This is a genomic window from Corynebacterium sp. zg-331 (assembly GCF_014267345.1).
Lineage (GTDB): Bacteria > Actinomycetota > Actinomycetes > Mycobacteriales > Mycobacteriaceae > Corynebacterium.
Genome location: NZ_JACMYD010000001.1, coordinates 353,100 through 372,971 on the forward strand (window position 1 = coordinate 353,100; position 19,872 = coordinate 372,971).

A 19,872-nucleotide genomic window follows, 5' to 3' on the forward strand; every position below is an offset into this window, starting at 1 on the left:
CGTAAGGCGACCTCGGTTATGCCCTAGCCGGGAGCGCCCCAGGAGCGTGAAACCCCGCCGGGAAGGCTGATGAGGTTGCGGTTGAGGTCTCGGGCCAGGGCGCGATAGCGGCGTACGAACTCCGCGCTGCGCTTCCCAGAGGCGCAGTACACCACCACGCGCCGGGTGGGCAGGTCGCCAAGAGCCTCCCGGACTTCCTTGTCAGACCCGATGGCCAGGGCGCTCAGTGGCAGCCGCCGGGGGCGTATGGGAGCGGGGAGGTCGGCCAGCAGGGATTCGTGCGGCTCGCGCACGTCAAGCGCTGTGGCGGTGCCGGCACGCAGCTCGGCTAGGAGCTCGCGGGCGATGTCGGTATCGCCGGGGGAGGTGGCGCAGGCTGTGGCCTCGTAGGAATCCTGTAATTCCCGCACGCGGGACCGCGCGGGATCGCCGGCTACGGTCACGGCGCGCAGCGTGGCGCTCAGGGCGTCATAGGAAGTGACGCGCCCTGGCGGCACCGGCTGCAGGCCGCTGAGGTGCTTGATGGCCTCCGTGGCCATGAGGTTGCCCACCACGGCGGTGGTGGCACCGAGCACGCCGGCGGTAGCGCAATCGGGGGCGAAGTCGGGGCCGGGCTGGGTGGGGAAGAGGTCGCGCAGCCCCACGCCGCCGGCCGGGGTCCCCGGCCCGGAATGCCACAGGGCCACCTGCCCGGTAAAGCGCAGCACCGTTCCCCAGAGCAGGGGCGTGCCGGTGATCTCGGCGGCATCGGCGCTGAGGTACTTGGTGGCAAAGGAATCGGAGCCGTCGATGACTAGGTCGGCGGCGCGGAAAAGATCAAGGGCGTTATGAACGTCGAGGCGCTCGCGCCGCGCGGCGACCTCGATGCCCGGCTGCAACTCCCGCAGCCGCGCGGCGGCCACCTCTACCTTGGGTTTTCCTTCATCGGAGGCGCCAAAGAGGATCTGGCGGTGGATGTTGCTCAGATCCACCGCGTCGTCATCGAGAAGGGTGATCCGCCCCACCCCGGCCCCGGCGAGGGATTGCAGTAGCGGGCAGCCCAGGCCACCCGCGCCGATCACCAGCACGCGCGCCCGGTGGAGGCGTTCCTGGTGCTCCATGTCGAATGCAGGGAGTGCGAGCTGGCGGGCCACTCGGCGCAGTTCTTGTTTGTCCATGGCCCTATAACACCTCATCCGCCCAGCGGGCCAGGCCTTCGAAGGAAGAAGAGGCCTGGGCGTGGTGGCGTTGGGGAATGCGCCCGGAGCGGTGCGCCAGGTGCCCGGCCTCCACGGCCAGTCGCATAGCGCGGGCCATGCCCACGGGATCCTGGCAGCGGTTGATGGCGCTGGCGAGCAGCACGCCCGAGCACCCCAGCTCCATGGCCAGGGCGGCGTCGGAAGCCGTGCCCACCCCGGCGTCGAGGAGGACCGGAACCGTGGCGTGCTGGCAGATCAGCTCGATGTTGTGGGGGTTGAGGATGCCCAGGCCCGTGCCGATGGGGGAGCCCAGGGGCATGACGGCGGCCACGCCGACGTCCTCCAGCCGCCGGGCGGTGATGGGATCGTCCGAGGTGTACGCCAGCACCGTGAAGCCATCCGCGACGAGCAGCTCGCAGGCGTCGATGAGCTCGGTGGTATCCGGCAGCAGCGTGTGCTCGTCCGCGATGATCTCCGCTTTGACCCAGGAGGTGCCCAGCGCCTCGCGGGCGAGTTGGGCGGTCAGAAGGGCGTCGCGGGCGGTGCGGCAGCCCGCCGTATTGGGCAGCGGCGCAATGTCGAGGCGGCGCAGCAGCTCAAAGACGGATTCCCCGCCGCCGGGGGTACGCGCGGCGTGGCGGCGCATGGCCACGGTGGTCAGTTGGGTGCCGGAGGCCACCAGAGACTCCTCCAGGATGGCCTGCGAGGTGGCACCCCCGGTGCCCATGATGAGGCGGGAATGGAAGGAGCGATCCGCGATGGTGAGCACGTTAGCCTCCCTGCACCGCGGTGAGGATGTCCACGGCATCGCCCTCGGAGATGGTGCGGTGCCACAGCGAGGCGGGCACCACCTGGGCGTTGATCGCCACGGCCACCCCTTCGCGCGAACCGACCTCCGCGTCTACTAGCTGTGCGACGGTGAGCGGATCGCCCGCGCGCGCGTGGCCGTTGACCGTGTACGTCATCGTTCCTCCTTGTGGCGTTGGGGGTTGCAAGCATGAATATCAAAACCAGGGTCGAGGCCGAGGGCTAGGCGCGCGCCGACGCGGCCGCCGAGGGCCGCTAGCACGATGCCGTGGCGGAAGTATCCGGTGGAGATCACCGTATCGCCGATTTTTCCGAGGTAGGGTAGATCGTCCGGAGTTCCCGGTCGCGTGCCCGTGCCCCATTCCAGCAGGTCCGCCTCTTCGAGGGCGGGGACGATCCTGCAGGAATCCCGCAGGAGGTCGCGCACCGCGCCCAGGGGAGTGCCCGCACGATGATCCTCCCGCGAGGTCGCCCCGATGGCCATCGTCTCGCCTCGGGGAATGAGATAGATGGGGCGGTCCTCCACGAAGCCGCGCACCACCCGCTGCAGCACGCCGGGGCAGCGCGCCACGAGAATATCGCCATACACCGGGCGCAGGCGCAGCCCCTTGACCAGCGGTGCCGCCCCCAGACCCGCGGCGAGGACCACGCGTGCGCCTCGGGTATCGATGCTCCCGTGGTCGGTGCGCAGCTCCGCGCTGCCGATCCCGGTCACTCGGGTGGTCCGGAACTCCACCCCGCGGTGGCGCAGCGCATCCATCAGCGCCGCGCTCAAAAGCCGCGGGGCCACCTGGGTATCGTTGGGGATGGAGACCGCCCCGGCCAGGGCGGGGGAGAGCGCGGGCTCGAGACGGCGTGCCTGGCGTAGGGTCAGCGGTTCCACGGTCATTGCGTGCGCTCGCTGGTGGGCGGTGAGATCGCGCAGGTGATCGGCGTCTGCGCGGTCGGCGGCGACTACCAGGGTTCCCTCGTTGCGGTAGCCAAGGGGGAGGTCAGTGGCCGAAGCCACCCGTCGCAGCAGGTTGGGATAGAGCCGAGCAGACTCGATCATGAGGGGATAGAGGGGTTCCTGACGGTACTGCACTTCCGCCACGGGGGCGAGCATGCCCCCGGCGTAGTGGGAGGCGCCGCTAGCCGGGGCCGGGTCGATCACGGTGAGGTGGGCGTCGCGGCCTAGCATCTCCGTGAGCTCGAAGGCCGTGCACAGGCCGATGATTCCGGCGCCGATCACGATGATGCGTTCAGTCATGGAAAGCATCCCAGGATGCGGCGGCTCATGGCCGCAGGGTCATCGGCCCTCATCAGGGCCCGGCTGAGCGCCACGCCGGCCACCCCCGTGGCCGCGAGCGCGGGGGCATCGTCGGCGGTGACGTCCCCGATGGCCACCACCGGCAGCAGCGAGGCGCGCACCAAGACGCGATAGCCCTCCACCCCTAGGGGCGGGCGGCCGGAATCCTTGGTGGGGGTGGGGCGAAACGGGCCGGCCCCGATGTAGTCGATTGCGTCGGCCACCTCGTTGGCGGCTCGCACGAGCGGCAGGGTGCCGGTGGTCAGGCCGATGATTGCCCGGGGACCCAGCACGGCGCGCGCGTCACGCACGGGCAGATCCTCTTGCCCCAGGTGCACCCCATGAACGTGCTCGCCTCGGCGCATGAGGGCGGCGGCAACGTCCACGCGGTCGTCAATGAGCACCCGGGTGGCGGGATTGGCCTGGGCCACGGCCCTGGCCACCGAGGTGGCCAGGGCGAGCAAGTCGCGGGTGGCGATGGGCTTGCTGCGTACCTGGACCACCCCCGCCCCGCCGCGCGCCGTAGCTGCGGCTGCCGCCACGGCATCGCCCGGGCCTGTGACCAGGTAGCACCGCAGATCCAGCATGATTCTCCTTGCTTCCTTCGCCGGCATCACCCGGGCAGGTTCGGACGGTCCGCGCGGCGTGGCGAGCGCGTTCTCAGCCCGCGTGGCCCCGGGCTCCCGTGAGGTTTCTTCGCCAAGTGTAGCGCGGCGGCGATACCGGTGACGTTTTGGATTGCGACCGTGAGAGATGGAATAATGGCGGGGTTGCTTGCTCGGTTCCGGGCACGCGGCAAAAATATGTCACGGATACGAACCGGCCGAGCGCCCGCGATGTGAGGGAAGCGCCGCCAGGGTCCTCTGTCCCGAAAGCTTAAGGATTGTTTCTCATGAACATTCTCGACAAGGTCGATGCCGCCCAGCTCCGCGATGACATCCCGGATTTCCGTCCCGGTGATACCCTCGGCGTGAACGTCAAGGTCATCGAGGGATCCAACGAGCGTACCCAGCTCTTCACGGGCGTGGTCATTCGCCGTCAGGGTTCCGGTATCCGCGAGACCTTCACCGTGCGCAAGGTGTCCTTCGGTATTGGCGTGGAGCGTACCTTCCCGGTGCACTCCCCGAACATCGCCTCCATCGAGGTCACTCGCCGCGGCCGCGTGCGTCGCGCCAAGCTGTACTACCTGCGCAACCTGCGCGGTAAGGCCGCCCGTATCAAGGAACGCCGCTAGCTTTTGGCGCGTGTGCCCACCCCGCTGCTCTCCACGGAGGACGGCGGGGTTTCGCTTTCCCGGGGTGTGAACAGGAGGAATGGGACCTTTGGGGCCGCCTGCTAGAGTCGAATCTCGTGACTGATTCTTCTCGTGCTTCTTTGCCCGCCGACGGGGCAGATGCCACCAGCGCCGCCGGGGTCGAAGATTCCTCCCAGGCCAAAAAAGAGAAAAAAGAACTGCCCTGGTACCTGGAGATCCCGCTGATCATCGGCGTGACCTTCCTCATCGTATTTCTGGTGCAGACGTTCGTCGGGCGCGTGTACATGATTCCCAGTGGCTCCATGGAACCCACGTTGCACGGTTGCGCGGGCTGCGCGGGCGATCGTATAGCAGTGGAGAAGATCTCCTATTATTTCTCCGATCCTCAGCCCGGCGACGTGGTGGTTTTTGCCGGGCCGCCCTCCTGGAACCAGAGCTTTGTCTCGCACCGCTCGGATAACCCCGTGGTGCGCGGCCTCCAGGATCTGGGTTCTTACGTGGGGCTCGTGGCTCCTAATGAGAACAACCTGGTTAAGCGCGTGATCGCTACCGAGGGGCAGACGGTTTCCTGCCAGGAGGGTGATCCGGCGGTCATGGTAGATGGCCGGCCCACGGATCAGTCCTTTACCCTCAACCCGCCGCAGTTTCAGGTCACCGGTGCTGGCGGCTCCGAGGCCTGCGGCGGTGCTTATTTCGGTCCGGTGACCGTGCCGGAGGGCAACGTGTGGGTGATGGGGGATAATCGCACCAACTCTGGGGACTCCCGCGTACACATGGGCGACGAGTACCAGGGCACCGTCCCGGTGGATAACATCCGGGGTAAAACTGTGGCGCGCATCTGGCCTCTGGGGCGCATGGGCCTGGTGGACTCGCCGGATATTCAGGAGGGCGCCGCCTAGTCATGCGTCGCCTGACGCAACTGCGCACCCTGGAGGTGGCGCTCGATAGAGCGGGATTGGGTCCGGTGGCCGGGGTGGACGAGGCCGGGCGCGGCGCCTGCGCCGGGCCGCTGACCATCGCTGCTTGCGCGCTGCCTCCCGGTATCATCGGGGAACTCGATCGCCTCACCGATTCCAAAAAGCTCACCGCCGCGGCGCGCGAGCGCCTCTTTCCCCTCATCAAGCAGCACGCCCTGGCCTGGTCCGTGGTGGTTGTCAGCGCACAGGACATTGACGCCTACGGTATTCAGCGGGCTAATGTTTCCGGCATGAGGCGCGCCGTGGTAGCCCTGGACGTGGCACCCGGCTATGTGCTCAGCGATGCCGTGCGGATACCGGGCATACGTCAGCCGCACCTGCCGATTATCGGCGGGGATGCCGCGGCGAGGTGCATCGCGGCGGCGAGCGTCTTGGCGAAGGTCACCAGGGATCGCATGATGGTGGAGCTTGACGAGCGGTACCCCGGCTATGGATTTTCCGGGCACAAGGGCTACGGCACAAAGGCGCACATGGACGCGGTGCGCCGTCACGGTGCAAGTCCAGAGCATCGATACACTTACTCGAATGTGAGCGCCGCTCACGCTCATTGGCTGCGAGCCCAGGGGCACGCTGAGAGTGGCCGGGTGTGGGAGAGCAAGATGGGTAGCAGAGAGGAAGGAACAGGCGAGCGATGAGTGCCGAAGAGCTGGAGAACTATGAGGCCGAGGCTGAGCTATCTCTCTACCGCGAATACCGCGATGTGGTGAGCCAGTTTTCTTATGTGGTGGAGACGGAGCGTCGGTTTTACCTGGCCAACGCGGTGGAGCTGATTCCCCACGGCAGCGGCGCGGATGTGTATTACGAGGTGCGCATGTCGGATGCCTGGGTCTGGGACATGTACCGCCCCGCCAGATTCGTTCGTTACGTGCGCGTTATTACGTTTAAGGACGTTAATATCGAGGAGCTGGACAAGCCGGATCTGGTGATGCCGGAATAGCCGGGGCGCACAAAGGCCTACAGCGAGGGTGTGGATAACCGTGGTTATCCACACCCTCGCTTGTTGTCCGCTGGGTTCTTGCCACAGGGAGGGGCAGGCTGACGGGCATGATAAGCACAACAGCAATGACATTGGGACGTCAGGGGGAAGCCTTCGCCGCCGCATACTATCGCGAACGCGGGGCACAGGTGCTGGGTATGAACGTGCGCTGTGCTGCGGGGGAGATCGACCTCATTGTGCGCGAACCCGAGGGAACTGTGGTGTTCGTGGAGGTCAAAACCCGCAGTGGACGGAACTTTGGGGCCGCAGAGGCGGTGGATCAGCGCAAGCTGTTGCGCATGCGCCGCGCCGCAGCGCAGTGGCTGCGCGATCACCCTTGGGAGTCGGTGCGCTTCGACGTACTCGAATTGATCGTGGTGGGCAGGCGGGTGGATTCTCAGTGCGAACACCTTGTGTTCGACGCCCACCGCTACGAGGGGGTGGAGTCCGGTGCCCACTGAGATCCTCCCCGCGCCCCGCCTAGGCAGGACGCACACGGTAGCCCTGCACGGTCTGCGCGCGCACCGCGTGACGGTGGAGGCCAATATCGGCCCCGGATTACCGGGGATGCACGTGGTGGGGCTTGGCGATGCCTCGGTGCGCGAATCTCGGGATCGCATCCGCACGGCGGTGGCTAACAGCACCCTCACCTGGCCACGCACCAAGATTATCGTTTCCCTGTCCCCGGCCTCTCTGCCCAAGTCGGGCGGGCACTTTGACCTCGCCATCACCCTGGCGATCCTTAGCGCCACCCTGACCGGGGAGGAGGCGCGGCGGGCGCATCATCGGCTCGCTTCCACCCTTGTGCTGGGGGAGCTGGCCCTCGACGGTACCGTCCGACCCATCCCCGGCGTGCTGCCCGCGCTGCTGAGCGCCCAGCGTCACGGGTACGCGCACGCCCTGGTGCCACCGGGAAATGAGGCCGAGGCGGCCCTGGTTGCCCCGTTGGACACCCTGGTGGTTCCGACGCTGGCGGAGGCGGTGGGATGGATGCTGGGACAACGAGACCTGGGCCGCGCGCGGGGAGGCGAAGCCTCGGCACAAGAGGCGTGGCCGGGCGACTTCGCGGAGATCGCGGGTCAGCATCATGCGGTGCGCGCCGCCGAGGTTGCCGCCGCGGGCGGCCATCATTTCATGCTCATCGGCCCGCCGGGTTCGGGTAAATCCATGATCGCCCAGCGGCTGTCCGGGATTTTGCCGCCGCTCACCCCCAAGCAGGCTTTAGAGGTCACGGCGGTGCATTCGGTGGCCGCCGAGTCTTTTTCCGGCCCGCTTTCTCGGGCACCCGTGATCGCCCCGCATCATTCCATCACGCGGGCGGGCCTGCTTGGCGGCGGCAGCGGAATACCTCGCCCGGGAGCCGTGACGCTTGCCCATCACGGGATTCTTTTCCTCGATGAGGTCTCAGAGATTCCCGCCGGTGTGCTCGACAGCCTGCGCACGGCCCTGGATAGCGCCCAGGTGCGGTTGGTGCGAGCGCACCGCGAGTATCTCTTTCCCGCCAAGTTTCAGCTGGTGTTGGCCGCCAACCCCTGTCGATGCGGGGCGGCAGAACCGCAGGCGTGTCGGTGCTTGCCCCGGCAGCGGGCCACCTACCTCGATAATCTCTCCGGTCCGCTGCGCGATCGGCTTGACATCATCGTGCGGACCAGTGCGGTGGGGGTGGGGTTGAGCACCGAGGCTTCTCGAAGCAGCGCGGACCTTGCGATGAGCGTGGCCCGGGCGCGGCGGCGCTCACAGGCCCGATGGCGTGGTGCCGGGCGCACGGAGACGTGTAACGCGGGGGTTCCCCCTCAGGTGTTGCGGAAGCATTTCCCGGCTACCGAGGAGGCCATGCTGCTTGTGGAGGCCTACCTGGCCCAGGGGCAGCTCAGCCAGCGCGCGGTGGATCGCGTGCTCGGCATCGCCTGGACGCTCACCGACCTGGCCGGTGGGGAACGGCCTGGAATAGCAGAGATCACGGAGGCGATGAGCCTCCACGGATCGGTGAAGGAATAATAATGATCTTTTCTGACATGGAACTGGCCTTCGCCTACCTGTCCCGGGTGGTGGAGGGGCCATCGCGGCAGCTCACCGAGCTTCTGGAGGAGGGGCGTGAGGCCCCCGAGATCGCCGAGGGCGTGCGGGGTCGCAAGAGGTGGCTGGGTCATCTCCTCGCCCAGACCGCCACGCGATATGAGTGGGATCGTGCGGAGCAGGATTTGGAACTGGCCCGACGGTGTGGGGCGCGGTTGCTTTATCCAGGTCACGAGGAATGGCCCACCGAGCAGTTAGATCATGCTTTTGGCTTTGCCCGCAGCGGGGTGAGCACGCACGTGCGTACCTATCAATCGGATGCCGTGCGCCCACACGCCCTGTGGGTGCGTGGTGGGAACCTGCGCGAGCTGTGTGCTCAGGCTGTGGCCGTGGTGGGGACCCGGGCGCAATCGCGTTACGGTGCGCAGGCCACGGCGCACATCGTGCAGGGTTTGGCCCAACATCGATGGACGGTGATCTCCGGTGGGGCACTGGGCATCGATGCCGAGGCACACCACGGCGCCCTACGCTGCGGCGGGGCCACCGTGGTGGTGGCCGCTTGCGGTATCGATCGTGCGTATCCTGCCCGTCACGCCAGGCTCTTTGATGATGTAGCCCGCAGCGGGGCGGTGGTCACGGAGTACCCACCCGAGGTACCGCCGCAGCGGCATCGCTTTCTTACCCGTAACCGGCTTGTGGCTGCGCTCAGTCAGGGGACCGTGGTGGTGGAGGCGGCCTGGCGCTCCGGGGCGCTGAACACCCTGAGTTGGGCCGAAGGCCTGGGCCGGATAGCCATGGCGGTGCCCGGTCCGATCACGGGGGCGGGATCGATGGGCTGTCATGAACGTATTCGGGAGGGGAGAGCGCAGTTGGTCACCAGCGCGGATGATATTCGCGCGCTGCTGGCTCCCGTGGGAGCGCTGGACGTTGCCGAGCAATACGAACTGAGTTACGCCCCGGATGCCATTCAGGCCTTGAGCAGAAACGAATTACGTGTTTTCGATGCGTTGCCCGTCTCCCGAAGCGAGGACACCCGGGCTATCGCCCGAGGTGCCGGGCTCTCTCTACCGCTTACGGTGCACCTACTGGTGGAGCTGAGCACGAGGAATCTTGTTGCCTTGGACGGGGAGAAGTGGCGCCGCGTGGAAGGAGACACGGGGGAGACCTAGACTGAGCATCCATGAGTGAGGCGGTGACCCAGGTGGGCGAGGCGGTGGAGGACTTTGCCGAATACCAGCGATTGGTGTTGGGTCGATCCGAGGCAACCATCCGCGCGTACCGCAACGATCTTCTCGATCTCGCGAGAGTAGCGCCCACCTTTGACCAGTGGAATCTCATCGGCTTGCGCTCCTGGCTCGGCTCGGCGGCACAACAAGGCATGAGCAGGGCGACGATCGCGCGTCGCACTGCTGCCGCCCGCGCTTTTTCCCGATGGGCCCTCGACCAGGGCTATCTGGAGTCGGATATCGCGGCGCGGTTGAAAACGCCCAAGGTCCACCGCGCGCTGCCCCGGATACTCAGCCTCGACCAGGCCCACGATCTCCTGGAGGTCGAGCCGTCTGCCGATGCGGCGGACGAGGAGACCCGCTCGTGCTCACAAGAAGACGAGACCCCGGAGGCGCTGCGCGATCGCGCGATGCTGGAGGTGCTCTACGCCACGGGAATCCGAGTATCGGAGCTGTGTGGTCTGGATACGTCGCGTCTGGATCTGCGTGGATGCACGGTGCGGGTGTTAGGTAAAGGAAATAAAGAACGCGTGGTGCCTTTTGGTAGACCGGCGCGCGAAGCTGTGCGGCGGTGGTTGGCGGAGGGGCGGCCGACTCTAGCGGCCAAGACCGGTCACGGTGCCTCGGCGGGCGGAGCCGGCGAGGCCCTCTTCCTGGGAAGCCGGGGGGGTCGCATTAATCCCCGCCAGGTGCGCAGGGTCGTGGCGGTGGCTGCCCGTGAGGTGGGGGAGCAGGATGTGACTCCGCACGGGTTACGCCATAGCGCGGCCACGCATCTTTTGGAGGGTGGGGCGGATCTGCGCGAGGTACAGGAATTGCTAGGTCATTCCTCCATGCAGACCACGCAGATTTATACCCATGTGAGCACGCAACGCCTCAAGAAGGTATATGAGCAGGCGCATCCCCGAGCTTAAGGTGCTCCCGCGGGCGTAGCGGCGTGAAAGGGCTTGAGCCTGATGACGGGGGTGGGCAGCAGAAACAGCGGGTTGATGTAGTGGTCATCGGTGGGCAGGATCCGTGCGCCCCAGTGCAGTCCGCTTGCCGCATGGTGGTGGGCGGCGGGCTGGCCTCCGACATGACCTATCAGCTGCCCCTCGTGGATGCGTTGTCCCTGTTTTACTTGGGCGATGACGGGTTGATAGGTGGTGCGTATGCGCGTCATAGGGTCGAGGTTGAACAGTTCTGTGGCGCGGTTGTTGCCGGTGCTGGCGACAGGCTCGTCGTGGTCGATGGAGACGGTGGGGCTTCCCGCGACCACGCCAGCAAAGGCCACCACACCGGTACCCGAGGCGTAAATAGGGGTGCCGGGATGAGCCTCGAGATCTACCCCGCGGTGCCCGCTGAGCCAGTTGTGCTCGGTTGGTTCGAAGGCGCGGCGTACCACCCCGGGTGACGAGGTGCGTGTGACGGGGGAGACCCACGCGCACACCTGCGCTGGATGAGCGAGGAGGCAGAGGGCGCAGAAGAAAAGGGAGACGACGGATATTCGATGCGGGTTCATGGGCTTGAGTGTGCCGCTGGTCGGATTGGGAGATCGAGTACGCACCTGCCCTTCTGTGGATGGTGGTGTGGGAGTGAAAGGTGTGCTTTACCTGTGGAAAAGTTCGTCGCGCGGTTTGTCGTGTGGGTGCGGGTGGGGTAGCGTTGGGGGCAGCAGTGTGTCCATCGTTGAGAGGGAGTGCTGACTACGCGCGGACTATGCACGTTGCTTCGACGCGGTCCCGGCGGTGGCGCCGGGTGTTGATGCGGCAAAGCGTGTTCGCCAGGGCGCAGGACAATACAGCAAAACCTGTTGCAGTTTTAAAACCGAAAGACAACCTTGAAGAAAGGGAGCACACCATGGCAGTCGTGACCATGCGCGAGCTTCTGGATGCTGGTGTCCACTTTGGTCACCAGACCCGTCGCTGGAACCCGAAGATGCGTCGTTTCATCTTCACCGACCGCAACGGCATCTACATCATTGATCTTCAGCAGACGCTGACCTACATTGATGAGGCCTACGAGTTCATCAAGGAGACCGTCGCGCACGGCGGCAACATCCTCTTTGTGGGAACCAAGAAGCAGGCCCAGGAGGCCATTCAGACCGAGGCCGAGCGCGTGGGGATGCCCTACGTCAATCACCGCTGGCTCGGCGGCATGCTCACCAACTTCCAGACCGTGTCCAAGCGCCTGGCCCGTATGAAGGAGCTTCAGGCCATGGACGCCGCGGAGGACGGCTACAAGGGCCGCACTAAGAAGGAAGTTCTCATGCTCACCCGCGAGCGCGTGAAGCTCGAGCGCGTCCTCGGTGGTATCTCCGAGATGACCAAGGTGCCCTCCGCGCTGTGGATCGTGGACACGAACAAGGAGCACATCGCCGTCCATGAGGCGCACAAGCTCAACATCCCTGTGGTGGCCATCCTGGACACCAACTGCGATCCCGATGATGTCGCTTACCCGATCCCGGGCAACGATGACGCCATCCGTTCCGTGAACGTCCTTACCCACGTGGTGAGCGAGGCCGTCATCGAGGGTAAGAAGTCCCGCGAGGAGCGCCAACTGGCCGCCGCCAAGGAAGCCGCTGGCGATACGCGGGACAAGGAAGCCCAGGACGTGCAGAAGGCTCAGGAAGCCGACGCCGCCGAGGCATCCCAGGAGGCTTAATCCTTTTCCGGGTAATCGTGCCCGCACAAACGTAGGCCCCAGGTGAATGCCGCCATGAACCGTGGTGGAAACACCGCGGGGCCTCTGTTGTTCCATAACTTTCACCAGCCCGTTACGATTTTCAACGGTCACTGTTTTATACAAGGAGGATCGCCCTAATAATGGCGAACTACACTGCTGCTGATGTGAAGAAGCTGCGCGAGATCACCGGATCCGGGATGCTCGATTGCAAGAAGGCGCTGGACGAGACCGACGGCGACTTCGAGAAGGCCGTCGAGAACCTGCGCATCAAGGGCGCCAAGGACGTCGGTAAGCGCGCCGAGCGCAACGCCCTCGAGGGCCTGATCGCCGTGTCCGGCAACACCATGATCGAGGTCAACTCCGAGACCGACTTCGTGGCCAAGAACGCTGAGTTCAAGGAGCTCGCCGCCAAGATCGCCGAGGCCGCCGCCGCGGTGAAGGCGAACTCCGCCGAGGAGCTGGCCGCCGCGGACGTCGAAGGCAAGCCGGCTTCCGAGGTATTGCAGGAGCTGTCCGCGAAGATCGGCGAGAAGCTGGAGCTGCGTCGCGCGGTGACCCTTGAGGGCGAGAAGGTCTCCGTGTACCTGCACCAGCGCTCCGCCGACCTGCCCCCGGCCGTGGGGGTGCTGGTGGCCTACGAGGGCGAGGACGAGAAGGCCGCCCACGCGGTGGCCATGCAGGTGGCCGCGCTCAAGGCCCGCTACCTCAACCGCGAGTCCGTGCCCGCCGAGGTCGTGGAGAAGGAGCGCTCCATCGCGGAGCAGATCACCCGCGAGGAGGGCAAGCCCGAGCAGGCGATCCCGAAGATCGTCGAGGGGCGCCTCAACGGCTTCTACAAGGACGTCGTGCTGCTGGAGCAGGCCTCCGTGGCGGACGGCAAGAAGTCCGTGGGCGATGTGGCCAAAGAGGCCGGCATCACCGTGACCGGCTTTGCCCGCTTTGAGGTGGGCCAGCAGTAATCGCTGCGTAGCCTGACGGCCCGCGTCGGAGAGCTTGGTGCTTTTCCGGCGCGGGCCGTTTGCTTTTGACCACGGGCGTGCGCGTGCTGCCGAACGGTGGGGGTTCGGTCGAGCCTGTGGCGCAGCCTCCTCTGGTCCGGCGGGCACGGTAGACTATCCGGAGGATAACGCCCGCAGGCAAAAGAAAAGGAGTCTCCCGGTGACCACTGCGCAGGAGAGCGCCAGAAGCGAAGGATACCGCCGCGTCATGCTCAAGCTCGGCGGGGAGATGTTCGGTGGGGGGCAGGTGGGCATCGACCCCGATGTGGTGGAGAACGTGGCGCGTCAGATCGCGGAGGTGGCTCGTACGGGCGTGGAAATCGCCGTGGTCATCGGCGGCGGTAATTTCTTCCGCGGCGCTCAGCTGCAGCAGCGCGGCATGGATCGGGCGCGCTCCGATTATATGGGCATGCTGGGCACTGTGATGAACTGTCTGGCCTTGCAGGACTTCCTGCTACAAGAGGGCGTGGAGTGTCGCGTCCAGACGGCCATCAACATGGCGCAGATCTCCGAGCCGTATCTGCCGCTGCGCGCGGCACGGCACTTGGATAAGGGGCGCGTGGTGATCTTCGGCGCGGGCATGGGTATGCCCTATTTCTCCACGGACACCACCGCCGCGCAACGTGCACTGGAGATCGGTTGCGAGGTGCTACTCATGGCCAAGGCTGTCGACGGCGTCTATTCGGACGATCCCCGCACCAATCCCGAGGCGATCCTTTACGATGAGATCACCCCGCGGGAGGTCATTGAGAAAAACCTTAAGGTGGCCGACGCCACGGCGTTTAGCCTGTGCATGGATAACGATATGCCGATCCTGGTCTTTAACCTACTGACCCAGGGCAATATCGCGCGCGCGGTGGCCGGGGAACGGATCGGCACGCTGGTGAAGTCCTAAGCCGCGGGTCCGGGGTGTGCCGTGAGCCCGGCATCCCCGCGTGCATGGCGAGGAGAAATGAAAGCATGACTACGACAGACAGAGGATGAACGATGATTGACGAGATTTTGATGGACGCCGAAGAGCGCATGAGTAACACCGTGGAGCATACCCGCGAGGATCTCACCACGATCCGCACCGGGCGGGCCAACCCCTCCATGTTCAACGGCGTGGTGGCCGAGTACTACGGCGTGCCCACGCCCATCACCCAGATGGCCTCCATTTCCGTGCCGGAACCGCGGATGCTGCTCATCAAGCCCTACGAGCCCTCCATCATGGGGGAGATCGAGGACGCCATCCGCAACTCCGACCTGGGGGTTAATCCCACCAACGATGGCCACGTGCTGCGCGTGACGGTGCCGCAGCTCACCGAGGAGCGCCGCAGGGACATGGTGAAGCTGGCTAAGTCTAAGGGCGAGGACGGCAAGATCGCCATCCGCAACGTGCGCCGCAAGGGGATGGAGCAGCTGAAGAAGCTGCAAAAGGATGGTGACGCCGGTGAGGACGAGGTCATCGCCGCGGAGAAGGAATTAGACAAGACCACTCAGGAATACGTGGCCAAGGTCGATGAGGTGGTCTCCCACAAGGAATCGGAACTCATGGAGGTCTGAACCGGGATTCTTGCCGCACCGTAGAAAGGAGTGCCGTCGTGGCCGCAACCCGCCGTTTTGCGCGGTTGAAACCTAAAAACAGCGCGGGGCGCAATCTTCCGGCTGCGGTAGCCGTGGGGGTGGGCCTGGGGGCCTTGGTCGTTGCAGCGGTCTTATCGGGCCCGCTGGGCTGGTATCTTCTGGTCGGTCTCGCCGTGGGGGTGGGCACCTGGGAGGTGAGCACGCGGCTGAGGGAGGCGGACTTCCTGATTAGCCGCCCGCTGTTGATCGTGGGTGGACAGATCCTCGTGTGGCTGACCTGGCCGTGGGGGGTAGGCGGCATGGTGGCCGCCTACGTGGCGGTCGCTCTCGTGGTGATGTATAGCAGGCTGTTCGTTCAGGTCGATAGCGTTCGTGCCCGCCACTACGTGCGTGACGTGGCCGTCTCGCTCTTTGTTTTAACCTGGATCCCCATGTTCGGTTCCTTTGCCGCGCTGATCTCGCGGATCGAATCGGACTTTGCCGCCGCGCCGCTGTTCATCGTCACCTTTATGGCCTGCGTGGTGGCCTCGGATACGGGAGGCTACATTGCCGGGGTGTGCTTTGGTTCCCACCCGATGGCTCCTGCGGTGAGCCCAAAGAAATCGTGGGAGGGGTTCGCGGGATCGCTGATCGGCGCGGGCCTCGTGGGGCTAGTCTGCGTGGTATTTTTGTTGGGGCATCACTGGTGGTTCGGCGTGGCGATGGGCCTGCTCATGGCGGTGTGCGCCACGCTGGGTGACCTGGTGGAGTCGCAATTCAAACGGGACCTGGGGATCAAGGACATGTCCGGCTTGCTGCCCGGCCACGGAGGCATGATGGATCGCCTTGATGGCCTGCTGCCGGCGGCGATGGTGACCTGGCTTCTGCTCAGCCTGGTCACTCAGGGACTTTCTTAGGGAATTACTGGGCGTTCTTCTTGGCCAGGCGGCGCAGCTCGAACATTCGTACCCCGCCCACAAGCGCCATGATGAGAGCTCCGGCGATGGCGGCCAAAAGGAAGCCCACCCCGGCGGGGAAGCTGAACCTCCAGGCAAAGAGCGTGAGTTCCACGGACTGCTGATTCTGCATGATAAAGACGAGCAGGATGATCAGCAGCAGGGCTCCGACAATGAGGGCGGCCCAGGTGGTCGCGGCGAAGGTACGGTGCGGCGTGGTCGGGGTGGTGCGGGGGGCTTCCGTGACGGGGGCGTCGGCGGAGGCAGCCTGGGAGGAAGGATCGTCGGGTGTAGGTTCTGTATGAGTAGCCATGCCTCTATTCAAGCGTGCGTGTGCTCGGGGAGTCCACCCCGGGTCGAGGTGGGATTAGATTCGGCGTGCCTGAGGTGGAACAATGGTGCCCATCATGGCTGAACCAATCAAGCTTCAATTTGCCGCGCCCAAGCGCGGTATGCCGCCCAAGCACTTTGCGGATCTCGACGCCGAGGCGCGCGTGGCCGCGGTGACCGGTCTGGGTCTGCCGCGGTTCCGCGTCAATCAGATCGCGCGGCACTATTACGGCAGGTACGAGGCCGATCCGAGCACGATGACGGATCTGCCCGCTCAAGCGCGGGAGCAGGTGCGCGAGGCGCTCTTCCCGCCGCTGATGACCCCGGTCAAGCGGACCGCCACGGATGAGGGGGAGACGCAGAAGACGCTGTGGCGCCTCCACGACGGCACGCTGCTGGAATCTGTTCTCATGCGCTACCCGGATCGTGCCACCCTGTGCATTTCCTCCCAGGCGGGGTGCGGTATGAGTTGTCCGTTTTGCGCCACGGGGCAGGGGGGCCTGGATCGTAATCTCTCCACCGGGGAGATCGTGGATCAGGTGCGCAACGCCGCGGCCACGATGGAGTCGGAGGGAGGTCGTCTTTCCAACGTGGTGTTCATGGGGATGGGCGAGCCGCTGGCCAACTACAAGCGCGTGGTCTCCGCCGTGCGGCAGATTACCAGCCCGGTGCCCGAGGGTTTTGGCATCTCGCAGCGCAACGTCACGGTGTCCACCGTGGGGCTGGCCCCGGCGATTCGCAAGCTGGCCGACGAGGACATGTCGGTGACCCTGGCGATCTCCCTGCATACTCCCGACGACGAGCTACGCGATACCCTGGTGCCGGTGAATAATCGCTGGCCAGTGGCGGAGGTCTTGGACGCCGCGCGCTATTACGCCGATAAATCCGGTCGCCGGGTGTCGGTGGAATACGCCCTGATTAGGGACAAAAATGACCAGGATTGGCGCGCCGATATGCTGGGTGCAAAGCTCCACGCCGCCCTAGGATCCAAGGTGCACGTGAACGTTATTCCGCTTAATCCCACCCCCGGATCGGAGTGGGATGCCTCCCCCAAGGAGCGGCAGAACGAGTTCGTGCGTCGGGTGATCGCGCAGGGGGTACCGTGTACGGTGCGCGATACCAAGGGATCGGAGATCGCGGCGGCCTGCGGCCAGCTGGCGGCGGAAGAACGCGGCGCGGAAGCGGGGGAGCAGGCCACGGTTTAATCGGCTGTTCACGTTCTTTCGATAGAGTGAGAGGCACGATAGTTTCTTGAGAAAGGACGTGCCTCCGTGTTCCACGAGGATCCTACAACGCAGGCCCTCGCCGTGCGAGGGCTGTGCAAGGCGTTTGACGGCAAGGCAGCCGTCAACGAGATTGACCTCGACATCCCCCGGGGTTCCCTCTACGGCATCGTCGGCCCCAATGGGGCGGGCAAAACCACCATGCTGTCCATGATCGCGGGCCTGCTGCGCCCCGATCGCGGTGATACCTGGGTGGCGGGGTACCAGACCTGGAAGCAGCCTCTGGAGGTCAAGCGAGCCATGGGCCTGCTGGCGGACGGGGTGCCGGTCTTTGATCGCCTGAGCGGCCCGGAATTGCTCAGCTACGTGGGGGCATTGCGTGGCATGGACGAGGCCGTGGTGGCCCAGCGCAGCCGGGAGCTCCTCGATGCGCTCGGGCTGACGGAGGCCGGGGACAAGCGGGTGGCAGACTATTCCGCGGGCATGACCAAGAAGATCCTGCTCGCCCAGGCCCTGGTGCACAACCCGGAGGTGCTGATCCTGGACGAGCCCCTGGAGGCCGTGGACCCGGTCTCCGGGCGCACTATCCAGAACCTTCTGCGCAGCTACGCGGCCTCGGGCGGCACCGTGGTTATCAGCTCACACGTGATGGAGCTGGTGGAGGGGTTGTGCAGCCACGTGGCCATCATCAACCACGGCCGGGTGCATGCGGCGGGGAGCGTGGAGGAGGTGCGCGGCGGGCGTTCGCTGACCGACGCCTTTGTCGAGGCCGTGGGTGGGGAACGCGGCACGGATTCCCTGGCCTGGCTGGGCGGTGACCAATCCCGATGACCAAGGCGCTGATAAAGCTGCACGCCACCCTGTGGCGCCGCACGGCTACGTCGAACCCCTCCGTGATCGTCATGGCCGTGCTGATCGGCCTGTATGCCTTCATCGGCATGGCCTCGGTGGGTTTCATGCTCTTTTTCCGGGTTCGGGAGGGGAGCTCCGAGATCGTTCCCGCTGCCGTCGCCGTGGGCATGATCGCCTACATCGTGCTCATGGCGATGATGCCCTCGGGCGAGCAGCAGGTCACCGCGCGCGATCTGGCCGTGTTTCCCATAACGGCCCGCCAGGCCCGTTCGGCCCTGTGGCCGCTGATATTCCTGCATAGCCGCTCGCTCGTATCCCTGCTCTGCACGCTGTCCACGGCGGCCGTGGTGTGCGCGGCGGCGGGCTCGGGGCTGGCCTTCGCGGTGGGCCTGCCGATGCTGACGGTCGCGTTTGCCACCACGGTGCTCGCGGGCGAGGTGATAGGCAGGCTCCTGGGGCGCGGGGCGGTGGGTAAGGATCGCCTGGCCGCTTGGAGCGCGGTGGGTGTTATGGCCCTGATCCTGGGGTTTAACCTGGTGCTCAACGGCGATGGCAGCCTCCCCCTGGAGGCGGTGGGTAGGGTGCTGGCCTGGACTCCTTTCGGCGCTACGGGCGGTGCCCTCGCGGCGGCTCTGACCGGGCAGTGGGGCGTCGGCGTGGCCCAGGGCCTGATCGCCATTGCCACCCTGGGAGCCCTGCTGTGGCTGTGGCTACGAGGCGTGGCGCAGGACCTGCGGGAACCCCAAATTCACATCGCTGCCGGGAGGAAGAAGGAAAAGGTGCGTTCGGATGGCGACGCTCTGCCCACTGTTTTCCTACCGATGATGCCCCGCAATCCGGCCACCGCAATCTTCTCCCGCGCGCTGCGCTACGTGCGCCGGGATAGCCGCATGATCGGTAGCGTGCTCATTATTCCGCTCGTGATGGTGTTCTTCCTGTATCGCGGTTATGCGCAGGACGCCTTCAACGCGTACATGGGTGCCTTCATCCTCTGTTTCTTCCTGGCGGGGATCTGCTCCAATGATTTCGGTTATGACGGTCCCAGCGGTTGGCTGCACCTGGTCAGCGGGGTGCGTCCGCGCACGCTTTTGCTGGCCCGGCACGCGGGCTCGGTGGCAATTCCGGGAGCGTTCTTCCTGCTTTATGCCGCGCTGATGGTGGCGATCCTCCCGAATCGGGCGATGACCACGATGGTTCTTAGCGCAGTGCTGGGCTACTGGCTTTCCGCGGCAGCCTCGGGCCTGTACCTGACCGTGTATAACGCCTTTCCCACGGCCCGTCCCGGGACGAGCCCCTGGTCGGATCGCTCCGGGTATTCCTCCGCGGCGATGGTGACCGGTTTCGGCTTCCTCCTGCTCGGTTGGGTGCCCTTGGCGCCGGGGGCACTACTGCTGGGGTTGGGCGCGATCAAGGCGATGCTCTGGGCCTCGGTTCTGGGTGGGGTGCTGGCCGTGGCGGTTCCTTTGGCGCTCTATCTCGTGGCGATGCGGGTATCCGTGCGCAGGCTGGAGCGCACCTGGTCGGAGATCTACCAAAAAGTGCGCTCCTGGGTGAACTAGAAAAGCACAACGAAAGGGGGCG

22 protein-coding genes, 1 pseudogene and 1 riboswitch are annotated in these 19,872 nt (G+C 65.6%); of the genes and pseudogenes, 16 read left to right on the plus strand and 7 right to left on the minus strand.

The window, feature by feature from the left end; translation table 11 throughout:
* Positions 1-23: 23 nt before the first annotated feature.
* The 5 genes from H7347_RS01735 to H7347_RS01755 all read right to left on the minus strand — a co-directional run bounded on the left by H7347_RS01735 (position 24) and on the right by H7347_RS01755 (position 3,860).
* Positions 24-1,157, minus strand: coding sequence for a ThiF family adenylyltransferase (locus tag H7347_RS01735; RefSeq protein WP_255476808.1), 1,134 nt, complete (start codon positions 1,155-1,157; stop codon positions 24-26).
* 4 nt (positions 1,158-1,161) lie between these two features.
* Positions 1,162-1,947 carry a thiazole synthase gene (locus H7347_RS01740; protein ID WP_186337103.1) on the minus strand — a complete coding sequence of 262 codons (786 nt, stop codon included), beginning with the start codon at positions 1,945-1,947 and terminating at the stop codon, positions 1,162-1,164.
* A gap of 1 nt (position 1,948) precedes the next feature.
* Positions 1,949-2,143 (minus strand): sulfur carrier protein ThiS, encoded by a 195-nt coding sequence (gene thiS / locus H7347_RS01745; RefSeq protein WP_152820713.1) that lies wholly within the window; start codon positions 2,141-2,143, stop codon positions 1,949-1,951.
* Positions 2,140-3,234, minus strand: a complete 1,095-nt coding sequence (gene thiO / locus H7347_RS01750; RefSeq protein WP_152820716.1) for a glycine oxidase ThiO — start codon at positions 3,232-3,234, stop codon at positions 2,140-2,142. The genes thiS and thiO overlap by 4 nt, the downstream gene beginning before the upstream one ends.
* Entirely contained in the window at positions 3,231-3,860 is a 630-nt protein-coding gene (locus tag H7347_RS01755) for a thiamine phosphate synthase (protein ID WP_152820717.1), read from the minus strand. The genes thiO and H7347_RS01755 overlap by 4 nt, the downstream gene beginning before the upstream one ends.
* A riboswitch (TPP riboswitch) is annotated at positions 3,855-3,970 on the minus strand. (Overlaps the previous gene by 6 nt.)
* A 195-nt stretch (positions 3,971-4,165) precedes the next feature.
* Between H7347_RS01755 and rplS the strand changes: the two genes are divergently transcribed.
* The 8 genes from rplS (at position 4,166) to H7347_RS01795 (ending at position 10,637) form a co-directional block, all read left to right on the plus strand.
* The gene (rplS, locus tag H7347_RS01760; protein ID WP_055121671.1) at positions 4,166-4,507 is read left to right on the plus strand and encodes a 50S ribosomal protein L19; all 342 of its coding nucleotides are present in this window, start codon (positions 4,166-4,168) and stop codon (positions 4,505-4,507) included.
* A 116-nt stretch (positions 4,508-4,623) separates the two neighbouring features.
* Positions 4,624-5,427, plus strand: a complete 804-nt coding sequence (gene lepB, locus H7347_RS01765) for a signal peptidase I (RefSeq protein WP_186337104.1) — start codon at positions 4,624-4,626, stop codon at positions 5,425-5,427.
* 2 nt (positions 5,428-5,429) lie between these two features.
* A complete protein-coding gene (locus H7347_RS01770) occupies positions 5,430-6,140 on the plus strand; it encodes a ribonuclease HII (protein ID WP_152820719.1) in 711 nt (236 codons plus the stop codon).
* Positions 6,137-6,442, plus strand: a complete 306-nt coding sequence (locus H7347_RS01775; RefSeq protein WP_152820721.1) for a DUF2469 domain-containing protein — start codon at positions 6,137-6,139, stop codon at positions 6,440-6,442. Before H7347_RS01770 ends, H7347_RS01775 begins: the two co-directional genes overlap by 4 nt.
* A 125-nt stretch (positions 6,443-6,567) precedes the next feature.
* Entirely contained in the window at positions 6,568-6,942 is a 375-nt protein-coding gene (locus H7347_RS01780; RefSeq protein ID WP_152820723.1) for a YraN family protein, read from the plus strand.
* A complete protein-coding gene (locus H7347_RS01785; RefSeq protein WP_370513883.1) occupies positions 6,932-8,479 on the plus strand; it encodes a YifB family Mg chelatase-like AAA ATPase in 1,548 nt (515 codons plus the stop codon). The genes H7347_RS01780 and H7347_RS01785 overlap by 11 nt, the downstream gene beginning before the upstream one ends.
* Before the next feature lie 2 nt (positions 8,480-8,481).
* The gene (gene dprA, locus H7347_RS01790; protein WP_152820727.1) at positions 8,482-9,666 is read left to right on the plus strand and encodes a DNA-processing protein DprA; all 1,185 of its coding nucleotides are present in this window, start codon (positions 8,482-8,484) and stop codon (positions 9,664-9,666) included.
* Between the two features lie 11 nt (positions 9,667-9,677).
* Positions 9,678-10,637 carry a tyrosine recombinase XerC gene (locus H7347_RS01795; RefSeq protein ID WP_152820730.1) on the plus strand — a complete coding sequence of 320 codons (960 nt, stop codon included), beginning with the start codon at positions 9,678-9,680 and terminating at the stop codon, positions 10,635-10,637.
* Here H7347_RS01795 and H7347_RS01800 read toward each other — a convergent pair.
* Entirely contained in the window at positions 10,634-11,224 is a 591-nt protein-coding gene (locus tag H7347_RS01800; protein WP_152820732.1) for a M23 family metallopeptidase, read from the minus strand. The genes H7347_RS01795 and H7347_RS01800 overlap by 4 nt on opposite strands.
* A gap of 338 nt (positions 11,225-11,562) precedes the next feature.
* Between H7347_RS01800 and rpsB the strand changes: the two genes are divergently transcribed.
* The 5 genes from rpsB to H7347_RS01825 all read left to right on the plus strand — a co-directional run bounded on the left by rpsB (position 11,563) and on the right by H7347_RS01825 (position 15,847).
* Positions 11,563-12,366 (plus strand): 30S ribosomal protein S2, encoded by an 804-nt coding sequence (rpsB, locus tag H7347_RS01805; RefSeq protein ID WP_152820734.1) that lies wholly within the window; start codon positions 11,563-11,565, stop codon positions 12,364-12,366.
* Between the two features lie 161 nt (positions 12,367-12,527).
* Positions 12,528-13,346, plus strand: coding sequence for a translation elongation factor Ts (gene tsf / locus H7347_RS01810; protein WP_152820736.1), 819 nt, complete (start codon positions 12,528-12,530; stop codon positions 13,344-13,346).
* Positions 13,347-13,593: 247 nt separating this feature from the next.
* Positions 13,594-14,280, plus strand: coding sequence for a UMP kinase (gene pyrH / locus H7347_RS01815; protein WP_152821272.1), 687 nt, complete (start codon positions 13,594-13,596; stop codon positions 14,278-14,280).
* Positions 14,281-14,372: 92 nt separating this feature from the next.
* A complete protein-coding gene (gene frr / locus H7347_RS01820; protein ID WP_152820738.1) occupies positions 14,373-14,930 on the plus strand; it encodes a ribosome recycling factor in 558 nt (185 codons plus the stop codon).
* A 38-nt stretch (positions 14,931-14,968) separates the two neighbouring features.
* A complete protein-coding gene (locus H7347_RS01825) occupies positions 14,969-15,847 on the plus strand; it encodes a phosphatidate cytidylyltransferase (protein WP_186337106.1) in 879 nt (292 codons plus the stop codon).
* A gap of 4 nt (positions 15,848-15,851) precedes the next feature.
* Here the strand turns inward: H7347_RS01825 and H7347_RS01830 are convergent.
* Positions 15,852-16,085 (minus strand): annotated as a pseudogene (locus H7347_RS01830) (lipopolysaccharide assembly protein LapA domain-containing protein); the annotation flags it as partial.
* Positions 16,086-16,293: 208 nt separating this feature from the next.
* On the opposite strand from H7347_RS01830, the gene rlmN reads away from it, so the two are divergent.
* The 3 genes from rlmN (at position 16,294) to H7347_RS01845 (ending at position 19,850) form a co-directional block, all read left to right on the plus strand.
* Entirely contained in the window at positions 16,294-17,421 is a 1,128-nt protein-coding gene (gene rlmN / locus H7347_RS01835; RefSeq protein ID WP_152820742.1) for a 23S rRNA (adenine(2503)-C(2))-methyltransferase RlmN, read from the plus strand.
* A gap of 66 nt (positions 17,422-17,487) precedes the next feature.
* A complete protein-coding gene (locus H7347_RS01840; protein ID WP_186337107.1) occupies positions 17,488-18,270 on the plus strand; it encodes an ABC transporter ATP-binding protein in 783 nt (260 codons plus the stop codon).
* On the plus strand, positions 18,267-19,850 hold the full coding sequence (locus H7347_RS01845) for a hypothetical protein (RefSeq protein ID WP_152820744.1): 1,584 nt from the start codon (positions 18,267-18,269) through the stop codon (positions 19,848-19,850). The genes H7347_RS01840 and H7347_RS01845 overlap by 4 nt, the downstream gene beginning before the upstream one ends.
* Positions 19,851-19,872: the final 22 nt, after the last annotated feature.